The following is a 23,414-nucleotide window of genomic DNA, read 5'->3' on the forward strand; positions in this document are numbered from 1 at the left end:
AGGTAGACGGAATGAGTCGGTAAATTGAAAACTCTTGATGAATCGATAACTTGGAGTAATCGAAATGGGCTCGATCGATCGACGAGACTCGACTCCCCAATTGCTGAACCGGCTGCGGATGCGGCAGATCGCGCTGCTGCTCGCCGTGGACGAATGCTCGACGCTGCGCGCGGCGGCCGGGCAGCTCGGCCTCACGCAGCCGGCCGCGACGAAGATGCTGGCCGAGCTCGAAAGCGCGCTCGGCCAGCGGCTGTTCGACCGCGTCGGGCGCGGGCTCGTGGTGAACCCGGCCGGCGAGCGCGTGCTCGGCTATTTCCGCGGGATCCGCGGCAGCGTGGAGGCGCTCAATCGCGAGCTCGGCGAGCTGCAGCTCGGCAGCGCGGGCCGGCTCGCGATCGGCAGCATCATGGCGGCGTCGCCGGGGCGGCTCACCGAGGCGCTGGTGCGGCTGAAGGCGCGCTATCCGCTGCTCGCGATCGACATCGCGGTCGATACCAGCGACCGGCTGATGCCGCAGTTGCGAGAAGGGGTGCTCGAGGTGGTGATCGGCCGCAACGTCGGCACCGATTGCGACTTCCGCGTGGTGGACGACGAGGCGCTCGCGATCATCGCGGGCCGCGACCATCCGCTCGCGGGTGCCGGGCCGGTCGAATTCGACGCGCTGCTCGATTACACGTGGATCCTGCAGCCGGCCGGCAGCCCGGCGCGCGAGGTCGTCGAGCGCGAGTTCCGCGCGCGTCACCAGCCGATGCCGCGCGGGCTGGTCGAAACGGGGTCGATCCTGACGACGATGAACCTCGTCGACCGTTCGCAGATGCTCGGCGTGATTCCGCTGACCGTCGCGCAGCGCAACGCGGCGCACGGGCTGGTGGCGATCCTCGATTACGCGCTCGACCAGAAGCTGCCGTCGTACGGCAGCCTCGTGCGGCGCGACCGGCCGCTGAGCATGCCCGCACAGCACTTTCTCGCGCTGTTTCACCGGGACGGAGTGGGCGATGACGGCGGCGCGTAACGGCGCGGTGTGCCAGCCGAGGCGGCCGAGCCAGCCGCGCCAGCCGAGGCGACCGAACCAGCCGAATCGGCCGAGCACGCCGAACAAGCCGAACAAGCCGAACAAGCCGAACAAGCCGAACAAGCCGCATCGGCCGAATCAGCCGCGCCAGCCGAACCAGCCGAACCAGCCGAACCACCCCCATCGCGGAACGCAGTGAAGCGTGACGGCGACGCCGGCGAGACGGGGGCGGCACGCGAACCCGAAGCGAACGGCTTCAGCGTGCCGACGGCGCGGCCGGCGCTTCGGCGAGCGACGGCGTCGATTCCGACAACGCGCGATCCGGCCGAATCCGCAGCGCGGCGGCGATGCCGATCAGCAGCATCGCGACCGACCCGATGAACGGCACCGTCCAGCTGCCGGTGCGATCCACGAGATAGCCGAACAGGATCGGCGACAGGATCCCCGCGATCGCGGAGCCCGCGTTCATCATCCCGCTCGCGATGCCCGCATGCGTCGGCGCGATGTCGCTGGGCACGGCCCAGATCGGCCCGATCGTCAGTTCGAGGCACAGGAACGCCCCGGACAGGCACAGGGCGACGCCGGCCGTCGAATGCACGAACGCGAGCGGCAGCAGGCAGACGAGCGCGCCGGCGAAGCTCGCGACGATCACGCTCTGGCGCGACCGCGCGAGGTTGCCGGTCTTGCGGTAGATGCGATCGCACAGCCAGCCGCCGAGCGTGTCGCCGACCACGCCCGCGAAGAACACGCCGGACGCGAACAGCGCGGTCGACTTCAGGTCGAGGCCCTTGCCGTTCAGGAAGAACGTCGGCAGCCACGTGAAGAACAGCCACGCGGTCCAGCCGTAGCAGAAGTACACGAAGATCGTCGGCGCCATCCGGCGGAACAGCGGGCCCCACGGCGTCGGGCCGGACGCCGGTGCCGAGCGGGCGGCGGCGCTGGCGGTGGCGCTGCGTGCACGGCCGTGGTCGCCGCCGTCGCCGGCCGGATAATCGCGGAAGCCGACGACCCACCACACGAGCCACACCAGCGTGACGGCGCCGATCACGAAGAACGCCGCGCGCCACGACAGCCACGTCATCAGCGCGGCGACGATCGGCGGCGTGACCGCGTTGCCGAGCCGCGAGAACGAATGCGTGAAGCCTTGCACGACGCCGCGCCGTTCGCGCGAGAACCAGTGCGTGATCGCGCGGGCCTGCGCCGGCAGCGTCGCGCCTTCGCCGATCCCGAGCAGCAGGCGGGCGGCGAACAGCAGCGCGAGGCTGTGCACGACGCCCGTCATGAACGTCGATGCGACCCAGATCAGCCCGCAACCGATCAGCGTGATGCGGGCGCCGAAGCGGTCGGCGATCCAGCCGCCGAAGATCTGGCAGATCGCGTACGAATACGCGAACGCGGAGAATGCGATGCCGAGCTCGGTGTTCGACAGCCCGAGTTCGGCCTTGATCGCGCCGGCCGCGGTCGCGAGGTTCACGCGGTCGACGTAGAGGATGAACGAAAGTGCGCACAGCAGCCACAGCGTGTGGCGCCGTTGACGATGATCGGTGGGCATCTGTCTCACTCCATGTTCGTGCGCGGCGTTGCAATGACGCCGCGGTCACGGGCCGGGCCAGCATCGCGCGCGGGAGGAGGCATCGTCTATTGAATCTTTTGGATCAATCGATAACCGGAGGTGTTCGGTTTTGCCGCGCTCGGGCGACGGGTCGAACGAAGTGCGGGTTTTCCACGGGCGGTTCCGGCATGATGCGGGAGGGCCGCGCACGGCACATGGCGCACGATGCTGGCAGGTGGCGAACGAGCGCGTGAAGAAGCAGGCCGCGCGGCCGTTCGGCGCGATGGCCCGGAACGCGGGTGGGCGTCAGGCCGGATCAGCCGCGCGCGCCGGGACGCGGGTTCGACGTCGCGGCGGCCTGCGCGGGAAAGCGCCGCTCGTCGGGCGTCAGCGCGAGATCGTCGGGCCAGCACACGTCGAACCGCGTGCCGCCGCCGGCCGCCGGCGTGCAGACGGCTTCGCCGTGATGCGCATGCGCGATCGCCGCGACGACCGCGAGCCCGAGGCCGCTGCCGCCGGCCTGCGACGCGTCGACGCGCCGGAACGCCTTGAACACGTGCGGCGCGAAGTCGGCCGGTATGCCGGGGCCGTCGTCCTCGACGCGCAGCCGGCACATGCCGTTCTCGATGCGCGTCTGGATCCGGACCGCGCCGGGCACCGCGTGGCGGCGCGCATTTTCCAGCAGCGCGAGCAGCGCCTGACGCATCCGCACCGGATCGCAGCGCATCGGCCGCGCGTCGAGATCGAGCGCCGGATGCTGGCCGGCGGCCTGCATCGCATGCGCGAACACGTCGACGACCGCGCGGATGTCCGCCGCGAGATCGGCTTCGCGGATCTCGATGCTCAGGTGGCCGCTATCGGCGAGACTGACCACGCGCAGATCCTCGATCAGTCGCGTCAATCCTTCCACTTGCGCGAGCAGGCTGCGGAACTGCGCTTCGCTCGGCGTGAACACGCCTTCGGCGAGCCCCTGCAGGCGTCCGCGCAGCACGGTGACCGGCGTACGCAGCTCGTGCGCGATCGCGGCGTTCCAGAACGTCTGCTCCTCGGTCACGCGCTGCAGCTCGCTCGCGAGCGCGTTGAAATTGTCGGCGAGCCGCGCGGCTTCGTGCAGCGAACGATCGCCGGCCACCGCGCGCGCGCCGAGATCGCCGCGCGACACGCGGCCGATGCTGTCCGCGACCGAGTTGAGCGGCACGAGGATGCGGCGCGCGAGATTGACCGCGACGGCCACCGACAGCACGAGGCCGACCAGCGTGGTCGCGACCAGCCACACCCATTCCGGGCCGGTCGGCAGCCAGTCCGTCGTGTTGAAGTTCGCGGGCCAGTAGTTGAACGCGACGTAATAGAAGACATAGGCCGTGAACACCACCAGCAGCGTCACGCCGAACGCCATCGCGGCCATCGTCAGCGCGATCTGGCGGCTCAATCCTTCCAGCTTCACTCGCCGCTCCACAGCTTGTAGCCGACGCCGCGCACGCTCGCGGGCACGCCGTTGATGCCGAGATCGTCGAGCTTCTTGCGCAGCTTGCTGACGTGGCTGTCCACCGTGCGCTCGAGCGTGTCGCCTTCCGGCAGGCAGGTCGCCATCAGCTCGGCGCGGCTGAACACGCGCCGCGGCGCGCGCGCGAGCTGCGCGAGCAGCTTGAATTCGGTGAGCGTCAGCACGAGCGTGTGGCGCGTGCCGTCGACTTCGACCGTTGCTTCGTGATGGTCGAGATCGATCTCGAACGGGGCGGCGCGCAGCACGCGCTGTTCTTCCTGACGCGAGCCGGCCATCGAGCGGCGCAGCACGGCCTGTGCGCGCGCGACGACTTCGGCGGGATTGAACGGCTTGACCACGTAGTCGTCGGCGCCGATGCGCAGGCCGGTCAGCTTGTCGATGTCCTGGTCGAGCGCGGTCAGCATGATGACCGGCGTGTCGCCGCGATGGCGAATCTCGGCGAGGACTTTCCAGCCGTCGACGTGCGGCATCTGCACGTCGAGCAGCACGAGGTCGGGCTTCAGCGACAGGTGGAGTTCGAGCGCGCGGCGGCCGTCGGCGGCGTGCACCGTGCGCAAGCCGTTGCGCGCGAAATAGGCGATCAGGATCTCGGCAATCCCGGGTTCGTCCTCGGCGATCAGGACGAGCGCCTGGCCGGCGGCGGAAGAGGAGGAAATATCGGACATGGCCGCGTGTTCAGGTGCATCGGGGTTCCATCGAATCGCCATACTACCGTAAGGGCAACACTGTCGAACCGAGGCCGGCTGCGGTGTGGCGGGCCGTTGATCGGCCGCGCGGGCAGGCACGCAGGCCCTCGGGCCCGCGTGCCGCGGCCGGTTTGCCGTGCATGGCTTGCTTTTGTAAAGAAGGCACGGCGGCGACACACGAAGAAGGCGCGCGCCTTCCCGTTCAAATGCGATCCAGCAGCACCAGTATCACGACGACGAGGACGATCAGCCCGACCGAGCCCGATGGCCAGTAACCCCAGTTTCGGCTGTGCGGCCATGCCGGAAATGCCCCGATGAGCAGCAGAATCAGAACGATGATAAGGATCGTACCGAGCATCGCATCCCTCCTGGAGGGGGTGGCATGACGGTGCTGGCATCCGCAATTCGCGTTCCGCGACGCGGGGCGGGCGACAGCCGGCGCAAGCGCGCTGTTTGAATACGAAGAATTCATGCGATGAATACTGCTCGATTCAGAAAATAAATTTCAAAAATGCAGACCCGGTCGCTATGCTGGGCCTTCGGTTTCCCACAGGCGAAGGCAATGGCTGAACTCTTTCTGGTACGGCACGGGCAGGCGTCGTTCGGCACGGACGACTACGACCGGCTCTCCGCGGCAGGCGAGCAGCAGGGCGTCTGGCTCGGCGAGTACTTCGCCCAGCAAGCACTCACATTCGACCGCGTGATGTGCGGCACGATGAACCGCCACGCGCAGACGGTCGCCGCGATCCTGCGCGGGATGGGCCGCGACGGCGTGCAGGTCGACCGCCATCCCGGCCTGAACGAATACGACTTCCACGGGCTGTTCGCGGCGGCGGCGAGTGACTACCCGGAAATCGCGCGGCTCGCGGCCGGCTCGATGAAGGAGCACTTTCGCGCGCTGCGGCAGGTGCTGCACCTTTGGTCGGAAGACAAGCTCGGCACCACCGCGCCCGAAACCTGGGCGCATTTCCAGCAGCGCGTCGCCGACGCGCGCGCCGCGATCCGCCACGGCGGCAGCCGGCGCGTGCTCGTGGTGAGCTCCGGCGGCCCGATTGCGGTGACGGTGCAGCAGGTGCTCGCCGCACCGTCGTCCAGCGCGATCGCGCTGAACCTGCAGATCCGCAACAGCAGTCTTTCGCAGTTTTTCTTCAACGCCGACGCGTTCCACCTCGCGTCGTTCAACGGCATCCCGCATCTCGAGGATCCGGAACGGCACGCGTGGCGCACCTACGGCTGACCCTACGAACGATCGCGACGATGACGAACTCTTCCCAGCCCCTCGACGCAGCCCGCCTCACGCGCTATCTGGAAGCGCACGTGCCGGGCTTCGAAGGCCCGCTCGACATGGAGAAGTTTGCCGGTGGCCAGTCGAACCCGACCTTCCTGCTGCACGCGAAGAGCGGCCGCTACGTGCTGCGCCGCCAGCCGCCCGGCGAGCTGCTGAAATCCGCGCATGCGGTCGATCGCGAATTCCGCGTGCTGAGCGCGCTGTCGGGCACCGCGGTGCCGGTCGCGCACCCGTATCACCTCTGCGAAGACCGCGACGTGATCGGCAGCCTGTTCTATGTGATGAGCTTCGAGGACGGCCGGATCTTCTGGGATCCGGCGCTGCCGGAACTGCCGAAGGCCGAGCGCGCGACCTGCTACGACGCGCTGCTTCGCACGATGGCCGCGCTGCACGACGTGGACGTCGATGCGGTGGGTCTCGCCGACTACGGCCGCCCCGGCAACTACTTCGAGCGCCAGATCGGCGTGTGGACCAAGCAATATCGCGCGGCGGAAACGGAGCGCCTCGATGCGATGGAGACGCTGATCGACTGGCTGCCGAACGCGTGCCCGGAAGACACGGGCCGGCCCGCGCTGGTGCACGGCGATTTTCGGATCGACAACCTGATGTTCGCGCGCGACGGCTATCGCGTGCAGGCCGTGCTCGACTGGGAACTGTCGACGCTCGGCAACCCGCTCGCCGATCTCGCGTATTTCTGCATGTGCCTGCGGTTGCCGTCGGGCGGCCAGGTGCGCGGGCTCGCGGGCCAGGATCGTGCGGAACTCGGCATTCCCGACGAAGCGGCGATCGTCGCGCGCTATTGCGAACTGCGCGGGATCGAGCCGATCCGCGACTGGCACTTTTATCTGGCCTTCAGTTTCTTCCGTCTCGCGGCGATCGCGCAGGGCGTGAAGGCGCGCGCGCTGCAGGGCAACGCGTCGAGCGAGCAGGCGCTGCGGGTGGGCGCGATGACCGGCCGGCTGGCGGAGATGGCCGTCGCCGTGATCGACGCGCATCGCTGACCTCGCCGGCCTCGCCGACATCGTTGAACCGCGGCACGGCAATCTATCAATGGAGGAGCACAGCAACATGGCAACGAATCTGTTCGACCTGACGGGCAAGATCGCGCTGGTGACGGGCGCGAGCCGCGGCATCGGCGAGGAAATCGCGAAGCTGCTCGCGCAGCAGGGCGCGCACGTGATCGTGTCGAGCCGCAAGCTCGACGACTGCCAGTCGGTCGCGGACGCGATCGTCGCGGCGGGCGGCCGCGCCGAAGCGCTGGCGTGCCACGTCGGGCGGCTGGAGGACATCGCCGCGACGTTCGAGACGATCCGCGGCAAGCATGGCCGGCTCGACATCCTCGTGAACAACGCGGCCGCGAACCCGTATTTCGGGCACATCCTCGATACCGATCTCGCCGCGTACGAGAAGACCGTCGACGTGAACATCCGCGGCTACTTCTTCATGTCGGTCGAGGCCGGCAAGCTGATGAAGGCGAACGGCGGCGGCGCGATCGTCAACACCGCGTCGGTGAATGCGCTGCAGCCGGGCGACCGGCAGGGCATCTACTCGATCACGAAGGCCGCGGTCGTCAACATGACGAAGGCGTTCGCGAAGGAATGCGGGCCGTTCGGCATTCGCGTGAACGCACTGCTGCCGGGCCTCACGAAGACGAAGTTCGCCGGCGCGCTGTTCGCCGACAAGGACATCTACGACACCTGGATGGGGAAGATCCCGCTGCGCCGCCACGCGGAGCCGCGCGAGATGGCCGGTACCGTGCTGTATCTCGTGTCGGACGCGGCGAGCTACACGAACGGCGAATGCATCGTCGTCGACGGCGGCCTGACGATCTGAGCGCGCGATGAAACTCGACAGCTACGCCGGACAGGCCGTGATGATCACCGGCGCCGCGAGCGGCTTCGGCGCGCTGCTCGCGAGCGAGCTGGCCGCGATGGGCGCGCGGCTCGCGCTCGGCGACCTGAACGAAGACGCGCTCGAGCGCGTGGCCGCGCGGCTGCGCGCCGGCGGCGCCGACGTGATCGCGCAGCGCTGCGACGTGCGGATCGAAGCCGACGTCGCGTCGCTGGTGCAGGCGGCCGTCGCGGGCTTCGAACGGCTCGACGTCGGGATCAACAACGCGGGCATCGCACCGCCGATGAAGACGCTGATCGATACCGACGAAGCCGATCTCGACCTGAGCTTCGCGGTGAACGCGAAGGGCGTGTTCTTCGGGATGAAGCACCAGATCCGCCAGATGCTCGTGCAGCGCGAGGGCGTGATCCTGAACGTCGCGTCGATGGCCGGGCTCGGCGGCGCGCCGAAGCTCGCGGCCTATGCGGCGTCGAAGCACGCGGTGGTCGGGCTCACGAAGACTGCCGCGCTCGAATACGCGCGCCACGGCATTCGCGTGAACGCGGTGTGCCCGTTCTACAGCACGACGCCGATGGTCACCGACAGCGACCTCGGCGATCGCCAGGACTTCCTGGCACAGGGCTCGCCGATGAAGCGGCTCGGCCGCCCCGATGAAGTCGTCGCGGCGATGCTGATGCTGTGCGCGAAGGAAAACACCTATCTGACCGGGCAGGCCGTCGCCGTCGACGGCGGTGTCTCGGCCTTCTGAACCGAGCGAACGGAAACCGGAATCTCGAGGAGTCGATCATGGACTTTGGCTACACCCCGAAAGTGGAAGAATTGTGCGAACGCGTGCGTGCGTTCATGGACGCGCACATCGTGCCGCGCATCCGTCAGTGGAACGAGGAAGTGCATGCGGGGCAGTATCCCGTGTCGTTCATGGAAGCGCTGAAGGAACGCGCGAAGGCCGAAGGTCTGTGGAACCTGTTCCTGCCGCACCTGAAGGACGACGAGCCGGGCATGGGCCTGACCAACCTCGAATACGCGCCGCTCGCGGAGATCATGGGGCGCGTGAGCTGGGCGTCGGAGGTGTTCAACTGCAACGCGCCGGACACCGGCAACATGGAGCTGCTGCACATGTTCGCGACGCCCGAGCAGCGCGAACAGTGGCTGCTGCCGCTGCTGCGCGGCGAGATCCGCTCGGCGTTCGCGATGACGGAGCCCGATGTGGCTTCGTCGGACGCGACCAACATCACCACGCGGATAGAGCGTGACGGCGACGACTACGTGATCAACGGCCGCAAGTGGTTCATCACGAACGCCGCGCATCCGAACTGCAAGATCTTCATCGTGATGGGCAAGACCGATCCCGACGCCGAATCGCACCAGCAGCAGAGCATGATCCTCGTGCCGCGCGACACGCCGGGCGTGACGATCGTGCGCAACATCACGGTGGTCAATCACCACGCGCCGGAAGGGCACTGCGAGATCACGTTCGACAACGTGCGCGTGCCGGCGCGCAACCTGCTGGGCGAGGAAGGCAGCGGCTTCGCGCTCGCGCAGGCCCGCCTCGGGCCGGGCCGCATCCACCACTGCATGCGCTCGATCGGCGCGGCCGAGCTCGCGCTGGAGCTGATGATCGATCGTGCGCAGTCGCGCGAGGCGTTCGGCAAGCCGCTGAACCGGCACGGCACGATCGGCGAATGGATCGCGCGTTCGCGCATCGAGATCGACCAGGCGCGCCTGCTGGTGCTGAAGGCCGCGTGGATGATCGACAAGGTCGGCGCGAAGGCGGCGCGCAAGGAAATCTCGATGATCAAGGCGCTGGTGCCGACGGTTTATACCGACGTGTGCGACCGCGCGATGCAGGTGTTCGGCGCGGCCGGGTTGAGCCCCGACACGCCGCTCGCCGACATGTGGACCTGGGGCCGCGCGCTGCGCTTCGCCGACGGTCCGGACGAGGTGCACCTGCAGGCGATCGCGCGCATGGAGATCAAGGACGCCGCGCGCGGGGCGAGCGAGCCGTACCTGACGCGGCCGCCGCGCGGCTGAACGGCGCACCGCGCGAGCCAGCGACGTGGGCGAACGGGCGCACGCCGTATTAAGATGTGGGGCCTGTTCCCGCTCATAACGGGCTTGCGCTGGCCATCAGAAGGGCCGAGCGCAAGGATTGCGACGAAGCGAATACTCGACGTATTCGCAAGGAGCATGACGCAGCGACCGGCCCTTCTGGCGGCCAGCCCCGCGAATGATTTTTTCCAAACGGGGGAACGCGCCTTGCCGGCCGTATTGCGGCGTCGATCGTCACTTGTTTGGCATGGCCAAACGGCGCTCCTCTCTCCTTGCACTACGACCGGCAAGGCGCGTTCGCAAGCCCGTTATGAGCGGGAACAGGCCCCTGGAGATCCGGCGATGCGCCTTTCGAAGATTGATCTGAACCTGTTCGTCGTATTCGAGGCGATCTACAACAAGCGCAACCTGACGCGCGCGGCCGAGGTGCTGAACCTCACGCAGCCGGCCGTCAGCAACGCGCTGGCGCGGCTGCGCAAGACGCTGAACGATCCGCTGTTCGTCAGCACGCCGGCCGGGATGATGCCGACGCCGATGGCCGAGAACATCGTCGGCCGCGTGCGCGAGGCGCTGCAGTTGCTCGATTCGAGCGCGCACGAAGGCGACGTGTTCGATCCGGCTTCGTCCGAGCGCGTGTTCCGGCTCAGCATGAGCGACCTGACCGAGGCGCTGCTGCTGCCCGCGCTCGGCGAACTGCTGCAGACGCATGCGCCCGGCATGCACGTGCGCAGCTACACGATGGACCGCCGCGAAGTGGCGACCGCGCTCGCGAACGGCTCCGTCGACATCGCGATCGACGCGCCGCTGATCGGCGATCCGCACCTGCACCAGGCGCTGCTCGTGCGCGACCGCTATGCGTGCATGATCCGCGACGATCACCCGTTCAAGGGCGACACGCTGACCATGGACGACTACCTGTCGATGGGGCACATCCACGTGTCGAGCCGCCGCAAGGGCAGCGGGCACGTCGATGCGGAACTGACGCGGCTCGGGCTGCGCCGCAACATCCAGATGCGCGTGCAGCACTACATGGTCGCGCCGCTGATCGCGATGCGCGGCGATCTCGCGCTGACGGCGCCGCTCAGGCTGCTGCAGCGCTATCCGGCGCGGATTCTCGAACTGCCGTTCGAGATGCCGGGGCTCGAATACTTCTGCTACTGGCATCGCAGCGCCGATCAGGATCAGGGGAGCCAGTGGCTGCGCGAGCAATTGATGATGCTGATGGGCGGGATGGGCGAGCCGCGGTGAAGGGCGCGGCGCGCTTGCCCGCTCAATACGACTCGTCGTCGAAGCGCGAAGCCATTGGCCGGCGCTTCATGTCCTTCAGCCAGTCCCTGACCTGATCCGGATCCTCGAATTCGCGCAGCGCGACGGTCAGGTCCTGGTTGCCGCGCTGCATGCCGGCAATGTCGCGCGTGAGCATGCGGATGACCGTATCGGGCGCGACCTTGGTGGACGACGCAATCCCGTACGTTCGCCGGAAATCGTTCTCGACGTGCACGATCTCCTGATCGAGCTCGCGCAGCTGTTCCTCGAGGATGCCGTTGTAGCGCGTGAGCCGCGCTTCGCTGAGGCCGTCGATCGCGCGCCGGTCGATCTGCTCGATCTCCAGCTGCAGTTCGAGCAGCTGCAGCAGGTTGCCCTTCTCGTAAGCGCGGTTGACCCGCTGCATCAGCACGGTCTTGCGTTGCTGTTCCTGCGGATCGGTTTCGCGATCGGGGTGCAATGCGCTGGCGAGCTTGCGATAGATCTCACGGATCGACTTGTTCGATTCGGCCTGCTCGGCCTCGATCCGGGCCTGCGCGGCCGATTGCTTCGGTGCCTTCTTGCGCTTCGCGCGCTGCGCCTCGCGAGCGGCGTGAGCAGCCATGTCGCGCTCGAACTGCGCGTCGAGTTCGGCCTGCATCCGCGCGGCGAGTTCGTCGGGCGACAGCGCGTCGAGATCTTCCGGCGGTTCGGGTTCGGGCGCCCGTTTGGCCTTCGCCGGTTCGGGATCGGCCGCTGCGTGGCGGCCATCCGCGGACGTGACATGCCGGTTGTAAATGACCTTCAGCGCCGCGTCGTCGCTGACGTTCAGCACATCGCGCGCCATGTCGGCGATCAGGTCGGACAGCGTGCGCTGCTCGGCCTTGCTCAGGCCCTTCCGCAGGAACGCGTCGTCGAGCAGATGGATCAGCTTGATCCGCAGCACGGTCGCTTCCTGTTCGAGCGGCAACAGGGCGTCGACGAATTTCTTCTGGAAGGCCGGCATCACGGCTTCCCACGCGCCGAGGCGCTCGCGCCGCTTCTCGATGTGCTTGACGAGCGTATTGAACGTAGTCTGGGCTTTCGACAGGCTGGCTGTCTCGTGGCCGGGCGCGATGGCGACCGCGGCACCGCGACGTGCGGTCATGGTGATGTCCTCCAGCCGCGGCAAGGGGGCGCGGCAGGCCGGTATTTTAGCCGGATGGGCGCGGTGCCACTGGCCGCTGTTCGGTGCCTGCTTCATCTCCGGTACGCGGCCAACCTTGCGAACGTGGTGCCTGGGGGCAACCGTCCGCCCGTGGTGCAGGGATCGGTCTGGAGGGGCCGATGCCGTCACTATCGCCGGTGCGTTACCGCTTCACCGCTGCCACGGCCGGTGCGCCCGAAAACGTGCCCGGTGCGCCGGTCGAACCGTACGCGGCTTCGCTGCTCTTGTGTTCGGCGAGGCGCTTCGCGGCCAGGCGTTCCTCCGCTGCGGTGATGTCGTCCGGGTAGTTGCCGTTGTCGCCGAGGGACGGCTCGTAGCCGACCGATTCGAGGTCGAGCAGCTCCTGGCGAACCTGCGCGCGCGTGAGCGTCGAGTGCGACGACTGCGCGTACGACGCGGTCGGTGCGGCGAGAAGAACGGCGGCGGTAGCGGCGACGGTGGCAAGGGTGACGATGATCGATTTCATGATTTCCTCAGAAGGTTTCGTTGCAGTTTGGCGCGAATGCGCTGGCCTGAACCGATGTGACAAGTTTAGGAACCCGGATCGCCCGGATATACGGCGAATCCTGGCGAGCTCTGTTCCGGAATGAGTGAGAGTGGCGACCCATGACGATGCGGTTCACGCATCGGCAGCCGCGGCGACGGCGACCCCCGGATGGATTGCGCCGACCGCGCGCGACGCCGTAAGCGACGGCAGCCTGAACCGTTCGGCGGCGAGATCGACGAACGCGCGCACCTTGCCGGGCAGGAATTCGCGGCCCGGGTACACGAGCGACACCGCCACGCCGTCGTTCACGATCCGGTAGTCGCCGAGCACGCGCGTCAGCGTGCCGATGCGCAGGTCGTTCGCGACCGCGTATTCCGGCAGCAGGGCGATGCCGCTGCCCGCGAGCGCGAGCTGACGCTGCATCAGCGCGCTGTTCACGGTGACGGGTGCGTCGAGCTGGATCGCGTCGAGCGTGCCGTTCGGGCCGGCCCACCGGTAGGTTCGCGTGCCGGCCGCGAGGCCGACGATCCGGTGGCCGTCGAGATCGGCCGGCCGCCGCGGCGCCGCTGCGTCGAGCAGGTAGCCGGGCGAGGCGACCGCGACGAGCGGCGCATGCACCAGCGTGCGCGATACGACCGACACCGACGTGATCATCGTGTCGGCGACGATGCCGGCGTCGAATCCGCCGCCGAGCAGGTCGACTTCCGTTTCGGTCAGCGTGATGTGCAGCGACACCTCCGGATGGCGCGACTGGTATTCGGCGAACAGCCCGGCCAGCTCCGTCGACATCAGGCTGTGCAGCACGACGACGTTCAGGTCGCCGCAGATCCGGCTCGACTCCTGCGTGGCGCGCGACTCGATTTCGGAGAGATCCATCAGCAGCGCGCGGCAGCCTTCCGCATAACGGATGCCGACTTCGGTCAGCACCGTCTTGCGGGTCGAGCGTTGCAGCAGCTTCACGCCCAGGTGCGACTCGAGATCGCCGACGTAGCGCGTGACCAGCGACGGCGAAAGATTCAACTGGTTGGCGGCATGGGAAAAATGATGCGTGTCTGCAACCTTGAGAAAGACCCGCATCGCACTGAACAGATGGTTCACGACGGTTCCTGTAGCAGGGGCGTTGGAGAGGCGGGGATCAGCTGCCGAAGTACACGTTGCAGAAGCTCACGGGGCCGACGCAGTCCGAATCCTGCGTGGCCGGGGTGCGGCTCGGGGTCTGGCGAAGCGGCACCACGACCTTCGGCGCGGCTTCGGTACGCACGCCGTTGCCGTCGTTCGAGCGCGCGGCGAGTTGCGTGGTGCCGGATTCGGTGACCGCGTTCGCCTGCTGCCGGACGGCGGGCGCTGCCGGCTGTTGTTGGGCGTATGCACAGGTGGTGACGGCGATGCCGGAGAATGCGATGAGGGTTGCTGCGACAGGGGTAATGACAGACTTGAACATTTAGGATTCCGATTAGACGAATGTAGTTTTATACCAATTCGATTCGGGATGTCGGCGTGGTCGAGTCGTCTTGTCGATGGCCGGGGGCGTGTCGGATTCTTCTTGTCGAATGTGTCGGCGTAGTGCGGAAGGATCGTGCGACATGGGCACCGGGGCCCTCGACGCCGGGATTCGGCGCGACCGATTCACCAGGAATCGATAACGAAAGGATGAAGGAAAACCCTGATCGTGTCCAAGGCGAATTTCCGATGTAGTCGATAAGGCAAATCGATCATTCGCCGATGAATCGTTCGCGCCTCCATGAATCTTTTGAATTCGGAATCCAAAGCAAATGTGACGATGCGCAGGCACGCAAGCGCCGCATCCGTCGTGCGGATGCGGCGTCGGGTCGAAACGACGGGGAGTGCACCGTTCGCGGCCGGCGGGGCCGCGCGGCGCACGTCAGGACGGGGTGCGTGCCGTCAGCGTGCGCAGCGACGACAGGCTGCCGTGTTCCAGCATCTCTCGCACCATCTGCGCGAACGCGGTCGACGCAACCGTGCGATAGGCGCCCTTGCGGCGCAGCAGGGCGACCGTGCGCACCGGAAACGGCGGATCCAGCGGCACGTACTGCAGGTCGCGATGTTCGAACTCGATCGTGCCGGGCAGGATCGTCGCGATCTTGCCGCGGCTCACGATCTTCAGCACCGCGCTGATCGAATTCGCCTGCAACGCGACGTCGGGCTGCATGTCGTACGACTGGAAATAGCTGTCGACGTAGAAGCGCGATACGAAGCTGGTCGTCAGCAGCGCGAGCGGCGTGCCGGCGAGCTGCGTCGGCGTGACGGGCTCGCGCTGCGCGGTCAGCGGATGCGTACGGCCGACCACCAGCATCAGCTGCTCGGGAAACAGCGCCTCGGCCTCGATTTCGTCGGAACGCACGTCGACGAAGCCGAACGCGAGGTCGACCTGGTCGTCGCCAAGCGCGGTCTCCACCGCGTCGAGCGACATCTCGGTGATCTCGACGACGATGCCCGGATAGCGTTCGTGAAACTGCTCGATCACAGGCGCGACGAGGTATTCGGTGAAGGTGGGCGTGAAGCCGATCCGCAGTTGCCCGCGCGACAGATCGTGCACGTCGTGCAGCGCGCGCTGCGCGGTCAGCAGGTCGTTGTACGCGCGACGCACGTATTCGAGGTAGACGCCGCCGAAGTCGGTGAGCTGGACCATGCGTCCGCTGCGGTCGAACAGCTGTGCGCCGAGTTCGTCCTCGAGCTGGCGCACCTTCTGCGACAGCGCCGACTGCGACACGCTGAGCGCTTCGGCGGCCCGCGTGAAATTGCGGTGCTCGTCGATTGCCAGCAGGTAGCTGATGTTGCGAAGCAGGGGGGGGCGTTGGGTGAACTTCATCTTCCGCGGATTGAGTCGCTGGTCGCATGGGTCGGGGATCGCGCCATTATGCGCCGGTTGCGGCGCGATGGATCGGGGCGAAGCGCGGCGCGGCGTGGCGTTGCCGCGCACGCCGCTGCCGGCGCCGGGCGCGTCCGCCGCCCCGGCGTGCAGCCATCCGGCCGCGGCGCCGGACTGCCGGGCCGCGTCACGGGCCGCCGGGCGTTCGATCGTCGGGTCGTCGGGCGCGCTCATTGCCAGCCGCCTCCGAGTGCCAGGAACGTCGCGATCTGATCGTTGTTCACGTCCTGCCGCGCGGCCGCGACGGCCGTTTCGGCGGCCAGCCACGTGCGCTGCGCGTCGAGCGCCACGAGCCCGCCGACCCGGCCGCCGCGCCGCAGTTCGTCGGTCCGCGCCATCACGTCGCGCGCGGCGTCGCGCGACGCCTCGAGGCGTTGCAGCCGCTCGAGCGCGCCCGCGTAGGTGTCGAGCGACGTCTCGGTTTCGCGCAGCGCGGTGAGCACCGTCGAATCGAAATGCGCGAGGCTCGCGCGGCTGTCGGCCTGCGCGGCTTCGATACGATCGCGGATCGTGCTGCGATGCAGATCCCACGTGACCATCGGGCCGATCGCGAAGCGGTTCGTCAGCGGCGTGAAGAACGCGGCGGCGCCGCCGGTCGAACCGATGCTCGCGCCGAGCTTGATGTCGGGATACAGCGCGGCCGTTTCGACGCCGATCCGCGCCGTCGACGCGGCGAGCCGGCGTTCGGCCGCGCGCACGTCGGGGCGGCGCTTGAGCAGTGCGCGTCCGTCGCCGGACGGAATCGGCTTCGACAGCTCGAGCGGCTTGCTGCATGACAGCAGCGCGCGATCGTAGTTTTCCGGCGGCTGCCCGGCCAGCGTCGCGAGGCGGAACGCCGCGTTCAGGCGGCGCGCCTGCAGCGGCGCGAGCAGCGCACGGCTGTTCTCGATGCCGCCCTGGTCGCGCTGTTGCTCGAAGGTCGGCGCGCGGCCGTTCGCGATCAGCTGGCGCGTCAGTGACAGGCGTTGCTGCTGGACCGCGATCGAACGCTGCAGCACGTCGATCTGGTTGCCGGCATTGCACAGGTCCGAATACGCGCGCGTGACCTCGGCGGCGACGTTTACGCGCACGAGATCGCGCGCCGCGGCGACGGCCTCGTTGTCGGCGGACGCCGCCTCGATCCCGCGCCGGATCCCGCCGAACAGGTCGAGGTCATAGCTCATCGTGAGCCCGATGTTGTAGATCTCGTGGCGCGGCGGCTCGATATGCGACAGCACCGACGCCGCCGACTGCTGCGTGTAGTTCGTCGACGCGTCGACGCCGGCGCTCGGCTCGCGCGCGGTGCGCGTTGCCGCGAGCAGCGCATTGCTGCGTTCGAGGTTCGCCTGCGCGGCGCGCAGGTCGACATTGCTCGCCAGTGCCTTTTCGACGAGGCCGTCGAGCACCGGATCGTTGTAGAGGCGCCACCAGTGATCGGGCAACGGATCGTTCGACGCGACCGATGCACCCGCAACGAACGTTCCGTTGGCCGCCGGGGCATTCACGAGCGCATTCGACGGCACGCGATAGTCGGGGCCGACCTCGGCGCAGGCGGCGAGCGCGATGCACAGCGCGGCGATGGCGGTGGTCCGCAGGCTTACCATGGCAGGCTCCGGCGCACCGTGACGTCGCCGGCGCGCGCATGAATCTCGACCGACGCGGTCTGGCCCGGCACGAGCCGCACGCCCGGCGGCACCGAATCGATCACGACGCGCACCGGGATGCGCTGCGCGAGCCGCACCCACGTGAACGCCGGGTTCACGTTCGCGAGTTGCGCATCGCCGCCCGCGCGCTCGCGGTCCTCGACGCCGCCGGCGATGCTCTGCACGTGGCCGCGGATCTCGCTCGCGACGCCCATCAGGTAGATGCTGGCCGGATCGCCGACATGAATCGCCGGCAGCTTGGTTTCCTCGAAGTAACCTTCGACGCGCAGCGACGTGTCGTTCACCAGCGCCATCGCGCCCTTGCCGGCGTTCAGGTACACGCCGGGCAGCAGCCCGACGTTGGTCACCGTGCCGTCGATCGGCGCGCGCACGAGCGTGCGCTCGAGGTTCAGCGCGGCGAGGTTGCGTGCGGAACGGGCCTGGGCGAGCGCGGCGCGCAGCTTCTCGACACGCGTCGTGCCCTGCTGCGTCGACTCTTCGGCGACGACGTCCGGCATCGCGCGATTGCGGCGATCCTCGCGAATCGCTTCGTCGAGATCGGCCTGGTCGCTGGCGACGTTTGCGTCGGCCTGCTGGAGTGCGATCTGGTAGCGCGACGGGTCGATCACGAGCAACACCTGGCCCTTCGTCACTTTCTGGTTGTCGTGCACGCGGACGTCGGTGACGAGACCGCTGACGTCGGGCGCGATCGGCACCACGTCGGCGCGCACCTTGCCGTCGCGCGTGAGCGGTTCGATCTGGTAGCGGATCCACAGCCCGTAGATCGCGCCGAGGATGCCGAGGATGATTGCGGCCGTCAGCACGGTACGCAACAGGGGAATGATTCGCTTCATTGTCAGGAGAGGAGGCGATACGGGAAATAGGCGTCGGCGAGACGGGCGATGCCCCACCACAGCAGGAAGAAGGCCGCGAGTTCGAGCAGCGCGGGTTGCCACAGCAGCACGCGCAGCGGCAGGCGCACCAGCACGCCGCGCAGCAGGAACGTGACGGCCAGCGCCACGACGGCCCAGGCGAGCGCGGACGGCATGTAGATGCCGAAAATGTGGATTTCTTCGATCATCGCGTCGTTCCTTCGACGAGTTGCACATGCGGGAACAGGTTGCAGCGCATGCCGACCAGCGCGAGCAGCGTGGCGTCGTCGCGGCCGGTGGTATTGCGCGCGGCCGCGCCGATCGCGCGGTTCAGCGCGCGCATCAGCGGTGCGCTGGCCGGAATCGGATGGTGCGCGTCGGCGCGTGCGCGATACAGGTTCGACACTTCCTCGAGCGCGGCTTCGATGGCGTCGCGCGTCTGCGCATCGCCCTTGTCGAGCCCTTCGCGCACCTGGATGATGTTGCGGCCGATGCGCAGGTCGCTCAGCCCGTCGACCGCATGCAGCGCGTCGCCCTGATTCGCGAACGCCATCCGTGCGGCGACCTGGCCGAGCCGGTCGACTGCACGGGCCGTCCACGTCGGCGCGTCGAGCGGCCGGTGCGGATCGGCCATCTGCGCGAGATCGGCCCAGTTCTGGCGCACGATCCGGTAGGCGGTCCAGCGCGTGCTGGCCGAGCGGAACAGTTTGGTCACGACCAGCGTCGTGACGATGCCGCCGACCTGCGCGAGCCCCGTATTGAGGAACAGCGCGAAGTCGGCCTGGAAACGGTCGAGAAAGCCCATGGCGACGATGAAGCAGGAGAACATCGGGAGCGCGCGAGCGGTGCGCGCGGGATCGGCCTGGATGTAGCCCATCCAGATGAAGGCCGGTGCGAGCGTCAGGATCAGCATCCCGGCGCCGTCGACACGCGGCAGGATCGCGAACAGGTACAGCGCGGCCAGCGGAAAGGTGACGAGCGTCGACACGAGGTAGCGGCCGATCACCGGCGCGGGGTCGTCCTGCGCGGCGAACGAGCAGGTGACGAGCGCGGCGAACGCGGCGGTCGCCGAACCGTTCGGCCAGGCCAGCAGGATCCACACCGCGCAGTAGATGATGATCGCGGTGGTCGTCGCGGCGCCCGCGAGCAGCGCGAGGCCGTGATCGCGCGCGAGCTTGAAGCGGTGCGTGCTGTCGACCGGCGGCAGGTGGCGCTCGAGTTCGGCATCGCTTTCCGCGAAGGTGCGCACCAGCCCGCGCGCCGCATGCAGCGTATCGATGAAATCGGCGGTGCGGTCGAACAGGTTCGCGGCGAGCAGCGACGTCCAGGTCGGATCGAGCAGGCGCTCGGCGGCCAGCGTGCGGCAGCGCGCGGCGAGGCCGGCGTCGAGCGCCTCGCCGACTTCCTGCGACGCGTGCAGGTCGTCGATCACCGCATTGACGAGCGCGGTGGTTTCCGCATCGACCGCGTTCAGCGAGCGCAACTGGTCGAGCCGGTTCGCGGCAGCCGACGCGATCGACAGCAGGGCGGCGAGGCGGTGCTGCAACGCGGTGACGGTATCGCGCGTCGCGAGCGCGAAGCGCTGGTCGAACGGCAGCGTCGTCGCGATCATCCCGAGCTCGGTGACGTCGGCCGCGAGCTTGCGGCGATGCTCGTGCTCGAGCCGCGCGTGGTGCGTGCCGAACGCGTCGGCCGTCCAGCGGCACGCATCGCCGAGAAACGACAGCGCGCGCTCGTGAATCACCGGCCGGCTGTTCGACGGCTTCAGCAGCATGTGCGTGATCGTCACGCACAGGATCGCCACCGTCATTTCCTCGACGCGCGACACCGCGGTGATGAAGATGTTGGTCGGATCGTCGAGATACGGAAAGCAGATCACCGCCGAACTGAACGCGGCCATCTGGAACAGGAACGCGCGCGGCGTGCGGTCGAGCACCGCGAGATAGATGCAGAAGCCGATCCACAGCGCGAGGCACAGCACCAGCAGCACCGGCGAGTTCTGCAGATTGGGTGCGACCATGACCGTCACCACCGCACCCGCGGCGATGCCCGCGAGCCGGTAGATCGTCTTCGGGCGGAACGCGCCGGCCATCGGCTGCGCGGTCACGTAGACCGTCAGCAGCGCCCACCACGGACGCGGGAAGCTGACGGTAAACGAGATCAGCAGCACAAGCGCGGCTGCGATGAAAGTGCTGATCGAGAAAAGGAGTTTTCTTGGATCGATAGAGAATCGATCGCGCGGCCGTAGCGGCGCGACAGTGGCTTGCGACACGTCGGTTTCCTTGGGCGAGACGGGCGGAGAGCGTTGCTGCGACTGCGTTACGGCGTCGGCGGCGGCGTGCCGCACGTCATGTCGTGCCGCGCCGGTATGCGGGATGCACGAAGGCGGGGGAAGGCGGGGCGTGTGGACGGGGCAGACCACACGGGGCGGATGGTTCTTGCAGGCATTTCAAGCACGGCGTGCGCGCCTTTTCCTTTTTATTCAAGCGCATGGCGAGGCCACATCGATAACTGCGGGTGCCACGAAAACTCGGTTGCGAAGGATCAGGGTTTCATTCGATTGCGATGCGCGAAATTGTGCGCCGCGGCGCGCGCGGCGTCCAAGTCGGATTTCCGACCGGGTCGATCGGTTTTACTTATCGCTCGAGGCGCGAGGCGGCTTGATTGCCGATCATGGGGCGCGCCATCCGACGAGAAATGGGGGCGCGACGCGGTTGCGAGCGCAACCGTACGACGATATCGGCGCACGCGATGCCACCGCGTCGCCGTGCCGTCAGTCGCCGAACAATTGGCCCTGTCCGGAAATCACGCGTTCGAAATCGTCGCGCAGGAACGGCAGGATCGCATCGGCCACCGGCTGCAGCTGGCGGCTCACGTAGAACGCGTAGTCGATCGGCGAGCGCATGGTCTCGAGCGGTTCCGGGCCGGCCGTCGTCATCACGTAGCTGATCCAGCCGCCGCGCTGGTACTGGAGCGGCCGGCCCCGTGCGTGGTTGAATTCGTCCGCGATCCGTGCGGCACGCACATGCGGCGGCACGTTGCGTTGATATTCGCTCAAAGGCCGCCGCACCCGCTTGCGATAGATCAGTTGCGCGTCGTATTCGCCGGCGAGCGTGCGCCGCACGTAGTCGCGAATGAAGTCCTGGTACGGCTCGCGTTTGAACACACGCCGATAGAGCTCGCGCTGGAATGCCTGCGCGAGCGGCGTCCAGTCGGTGCGCACCGTTTCGAGCCCCTTGAACACGAGGTCTTCGCCGCCATGCGCCGCGCGCGCGAGGCCCGCATAGCGCTTCTTGCTGCCTTCTTCCGCGCCGCGCACGGTCGGCATCAGGAAGCGGCGGTAATGCCGCTCGTACTGCAGTTCGAGCGCGCTCTCCAGCCCGAAGCGGTCGCGCAGGTGCGCGTGCCACCAGCGGTTGACGTGCTCGACGAGCGCGTGGCCCTGGGTGGCTGCCGCGTCGTCGTCGTGCTCGCGCCCGAGCCACACGAAGGTCGAATCGGTGTCGCCGTAGATGACTTCGTAACCCTGCGCCTCGATCAGCTCGCGCGTGCGATGCATGATCTCGTGGCCGCGCATCGTGATCGACGACGCGAGGCGCGGATCGAAGAACCGGCAGCCGGTCGAGCCGAGCACGCCGTAGAACGAATTCATGATGATCTTCAGCGCCTGCGACAGCGGCGCGTTGCGCTGGCGCTTCGCTTCGTCGCGGCCTTCCGACACGCGCCGCACGATGTCGGGCAGGCAATGCGCGGTGCGCGAGAAGCGTGCGCCGAGAAAGCCGGGCACCGACGTGTCGTCGCCCGGATGCGCGAGCCCTTCGATCAGGCCGGCCGGATCGATCAGGAACGTGCGGATGATCGACGGATACAGGCTCTTGTAGTCGAACACGAGCACCGAGTCGTACAGCCCGGGCCGTGAATCCATCACGAAGCCGCCGGGGCTGTTCTGGCCCGTCACGTCGCCGAGGTTCGGCGCGACGTAGCCGAGCCGGTGCATGCGCGGCAGGTACAGGTGCGTGAACGCGGCGACCGAGCCGCCCGTGCGGTCGGCCGCGAGGCCGGTGACGGTCGCGCGTTCGAGCGCGAACGACAGCAGGTCGGCCTTGTCGAAGATGCGCATGACGAGTTCGCAGTCCTTCAGGTTGTAGTGCGCGAGCGCGGGCTTGTCGTGATCGAAGCGGCGCTGGATTTCGTCCATCCGCTGATACGGATTGTCGATCGACTTGCCTTCGCCGAGCAGCGATTGCGACACGTATTCGAGGCTGAACGACGGAAACGTCCACGTCGCCGATTTGAGCATGTCGATGCCGTCGAGAATCAGGCGGCCGGCCGCACCCGCGAAGAAATGGTCGGGTTGTTGACCATGCGCGCGCCAGTCGAGCACGCTGCCGCCGCGACCGAGTTTCAGCGGCACGCCGTATTGCTCCGCGTGCGCATGCAGGATGCGCAGGTCGAACTGCACGAGGTTCCAGCCGATGACCGCATCGGGGTCGTGTTCGGCAAACCAGTCGTTGAGCCGCGTGAGGATCCCGGCCCGGCTGTCGCAGTAGTCGAGGCGGAAATCGACGGCCTGCGCATCGCCGTTCGGCGGGCCGAGCATATAGACCTGCCGCTGTCCGCAGCCCTCCAGCGCGATCGAATACAGCTCGCCGTGAACGCTCGTCTCGATGTCGAGGGACACGCAGCGCAGTGTCGGGCGATAGCCGCTCGCGGGTTTCAGTTCGCCGTCGGTCAGCGTGCCGTCGCGGCCGGCCGTGCCGCGAAACAGCACGGGCGCCGTGATGAAGCGTTCCATCGTGTAGCGGTCGGGCGGTTGCACGTCGGCTTCGTAGACGTCGACGCCGGCCGCGGAGAGACGCTTCTGGAGTCCGGACAGATGGCGGTAGCGGCGGCAGTAGAGGCCGGCCACCGCGCGCTGGCGGAAGTCGCGCAGCGCGAGCGGGCGCAGTTCGGCTTCGCGTTCGCCGGCGAGCGCGCGTTCGGCGAGCGCCTGCTGCTCGGCCGGCACGAACGCGACGGCTTCCTGCGGGCGCAACCGCACGCGGCGCGGGCCGTGTTCGGTTGCCAGCCAGAACTCGATCTCGATGCCGGACGCGGTGTCCCGCCAGTGGCGGGTGAGGATGAAACCCTGCTCGAACTCCGTCAAAAC

22 protein-coding genes are annotated in these 23,414 nt (G+C 67.8%); 8 read left to right on the forward strand and 14 right to left on the reverse strand.

Annotated features, from left to right (window positions below; all coding sequences use genetic code 11):
- Nucleotides 1-64 precede the first annotated feature (64 nt).
- Nucleotides 65-1,012 (forward strand): LysR family transcriptional regulator, encoded by a 948-nt coding sequence (locus tag ACTJKF_RS13035; protein WP_440623940.1) that lies wholly within the window; start codon nt 65-67, stop codon nt 1,010-1,012.
- Entirely contained in the window at nt 996-1,211 is a 216-nt protein-coding gene (locus tag ACTJKF_RS13040; protein WP_440623941.1) for a hypothetical protein, read from the forward strand. The genes ACTJKF_RS13035 and ACTJKF_RS13040 overlap by 17 nt, the downstream gene beginning before the upstream one ends.
- Nucleotides 1,212-1,268: 57 nt before the next feature.
- Here ACTJKF_RS13040 and ACTJKF_RS13045 read toward each other — a convergent pair whose 3' ends face one another.
- The 4 genes from ACTJKF_RS13045 to ACTJKF_RS13060 form a co-directional block, all read right to left on the reverse strand.
- Nucleotides 1,269-2,564: an MFS transporter gene (locus ACTJKF_RS13045; RefSeq protein WP_440623942.1), complete on the reverse strand. Its 1,296-nt coding sequence runs from the start codon at nt 2,562-2,564 to the stop codon at nt 1,269-1,271.
- A gap of 316 nt (nt 2,565-2,880) precedes the next feature.
- Nucleotides 2,881-4,008, reverse strand: coding sequence for an ATP-binding protein (locus tag ACTJKF_RS13050; RefSeq protein ID WP_440623943.1), 1,128 nt, complete (start codon nt 4,006-4,008; stop codon nt 2,881-2,883).
- Nucleotides 4,005-4,733: a response regulator gene (locus ACTJKF_RS13055; RefSeq protein WP_440623944.1), complete on the reverse strand. Its 729-nt coding sequence runs from the start codon at nt 4,731-4,733 to the stop codon at nt 4,005-4,007. Before ACTJKF_RS13055 ends, ACTJKF_RS13050 begins: the two co-directional genes overlap by 4 nt.
- A gap of 223 nt (nt 4,734-4,956) precedes the next feature.
- Complete coding sequence (locus tag ACTJKF_RS13060; protein ID WP_440623945.1) at nt 4,957-5,112, reverse strand: DUF3309 family protein; 156 nt, start codon at nt 5,110-5,112, stop codon at nt 4,957-4,959.
- Between the two features lie 204 nt (nt 5,113-5,316).
- Between ACTJKF_RS13060 and ACTJKF_RS13065 the strand changes: the two genes are divergently transcribed.
- From ACTJKF_RS13065 to ACTJKF_RS13090, 6 genes are all read left to right on the forward strand, one after another.
- Nucleotides 5,317-5,991 (forward strand): histidine phosphatase family protein, encoded by a 675-nt coding sequence (locus tag ACTJKF_RS13065; RefSeq protein ID WP_440623946.1) that lies wholly within the window; start codon nt 5,317-5,319, stop codon nt 5,989-5,991.
- Nucleotides 5,992-6,011: 20 nt separating this feature from the next.
- Entirely contained in the window at nt 6,012-7,043 is a 1,032-nt protein-coding gene (locus ACTJKF_RS13070) for a phosphotransferase (RefSeq protein ID WP_440623947.1), read from the forward strand.
- Nucleotides 7,044-7,110: 67 nt separating this feature from the next.
- Nucleotides 7,111-7,875 (forward strand): SDR family oxidoreductase, encoded by a 765-nt coding sequence (locus tag ACTJKF_RS13075; RefSeq protein WP_440623948.1) that lies wholly within the window; start codon nt 7,111-7,113, stop codon nt 7,873-7,875.
- A 7-nt stretch (nt 7,876-7,882) separates the two neighbouring features.
- Nucleotides 7,883-8,641 carry an SDR family NAD(P)-dependent oxidoreductase gene (locus ACTJKF_RS13080; RefSeq protein WP_440623949.1) on the forward strand — a complete coding sequence of 253 codons (759 nt, stop codon included), beginning with the start codon at nt 7,883-7,885 and terminating at the stop codon, nt 8,639-8,641.
- A gap of 38 nt (nt 8,642-8,679) precedes the next feature.
- A complete protein-coding gene (locus tag ACTJKF_RS13085; protein WP_440623950.1) occupies nt 8,680-9,924 on the forward strand; it encodes an acyl-CoA dehydrogenase family protein in 1,245 nt (414 codons plus the stop codon).
- A gap of 360 nt (nt 9,925-10,284) precedes the next feature.
- Complete coding sequence (locus tag ACTJKF_RS13090) at nt 10,285-11,190, forward strand: LysR family transcriptional regulator (RefSeq protein WP_440623951.1); 906 nt, start codon at nt 10,285-10,287, stop codon at nt 11,188-11,190.
- A gap of 22 nt (nt 11,191-11,212) precedes the next feature.
- On the opposite strand, the gene ACTJKF_RS13095 is transcribed toward ACTJKF_RS13090, so the two are convergent.
- The 10 genes from ACTJKF_RS13095 to ACTJKF_RS13140 all read right to left on the reverse strand — a co-directional run bounded on the left by ACTJKF_RS13095 (nt 11,213) and on the right by ACTJKF_RS13140 (nt 23,411).
- A complete protein-coding gene (locus ACTJKF_RS13095) occupies nt 11,213-12,334 on the reverse strand; it encodes a molecular chaperone DnaJ (protein WP_440623952.1) in 1,122 nt (373 codons plus the stop codon).
- Nucleotides 12,335-12,536: 202 nt separating this feature from the next.
- The gene (locus ACTJKF_RS13100; protein ID WP_440623953.1) at nt 12,537-12,860 is read right to left on the reverse strand and encodes a DUF4148 domain-containing protein; all 324 of its coding nucleotides are present in this window, start codon (nt 12,858-12,860) and stop codon (nt 12,537-12,539) included.
- Between the two features lie 153 nt (nt 12,861-13,013).
- Nucleotides 13,014-13,979, reverse strand: coding sequence for a LysR substrate-binding domain-containing protein (locus ACTJKF_RS13105; protein ID WP_440623954.1), 966 nt, complete (start codon nt 13,977-13,979; stop codon nt 13,014-13,016).
- Nucleotides 13,980-14,016: 37 nt separating this feature from the next.
- The gene (locus ACTJKF_RS13110) at nt 14,017-14,322 is read right to left on the reverse strand and encodes a hypothetical protein (RefSeq protein ID WP_440623955.1); all 306 of its coding nucleotides are present in this window, start codon (nt 14,320-14,322) and stop codon (nt 14,017-14,019) included.
- A 441-nt stretch (nt 14,323-14,763) separates the two neighbouring features.
- Nucleotides 14,764-15,711, reverse strand: a complete 948-nt coding sequence (gene cynR, locus ACTJKF_RS13115; protein ID WP_440623956.1) for a transcriptional regulator CynR — start codon at nt 15,709-15,711, stop codon at nt 14,764-14,766.
- A 230-nt stretch (nt 15,712-15,941) separates the two neighbouring features.
- A complete protein-coding gene (locus tag ACTJKF_RS13120; RefSeq protein ID WP_440623957.1) occupies nt 15,942-17,354 on the reverse strand; it encodes an efflux transporter outer membrane subunit in 1,413 nt (470 codons plus the stop codon).
- Nucleotides 17,348-18,247: an efflux RND transporter periplasmic adaptor subunit gene (locus ACTJKF_RS13125; protein WP_440623958.1), complete on the reverse strand. Its 900-nt coding sequence runs from the start codon at nt 18,245-18,247 to the stop codon at nt 17,348-17,350. The genes ACTJKF_RS13120 and ACTJKF_RS13125 overlap by 7 nt, the downstream gene beginning before the upstream one ends.
- A gap of 2 nt (nt 18,248-18,249) precedes the next feature.
- Complete coding sequence (locus ACTJKF_RS13130) at nt 18,250-18,474, reverse strand: DUF1656 domain-containing protein (RefSeq protein ID WP_440623959.1); 225 nt, start codon at nt 18,472-18,474, stop codon at nt 18,250-18,252.
- The gene (locus ACTJKF_RS13135) at nt 18,471-20,537 is read right to left on the reverse strand and encodes an FUSC family protein (protein ID WP_440623961.1); all 2,067 of its coding nucleotides are present in this window, start codon (nt 20,535-20,537) and stop codon (nt 18,471-18,473) included. The genes ACTJKF_RS13130 and ACTJKF_RS13135 overlap by 4 nt, the downstream gene beginning before the upstream one ends.
- Before the next feature lie 501 nt (nt 20,538-21,038).
- Entirely contained in the window at nt 21,039-23,411 is a 2,373-nt protein-coding gene (locus ACTJKF_RS13140) for a DNA polymerase II (protein ID WP_440623962.1), read from the reverse strand.
- Nucleotides 23,412-23,414 lie beyond the last annotated feature (3 nt).

The sequence above is a fragment of the Burkholderia sp. 22313 genome (assembly GCF_052045245.1).
GTDB lineage: Bacteria > Pseudomonadota > Gammaproteobacteria > Burkholderiales > Burkholderiaceae > Burkholderia.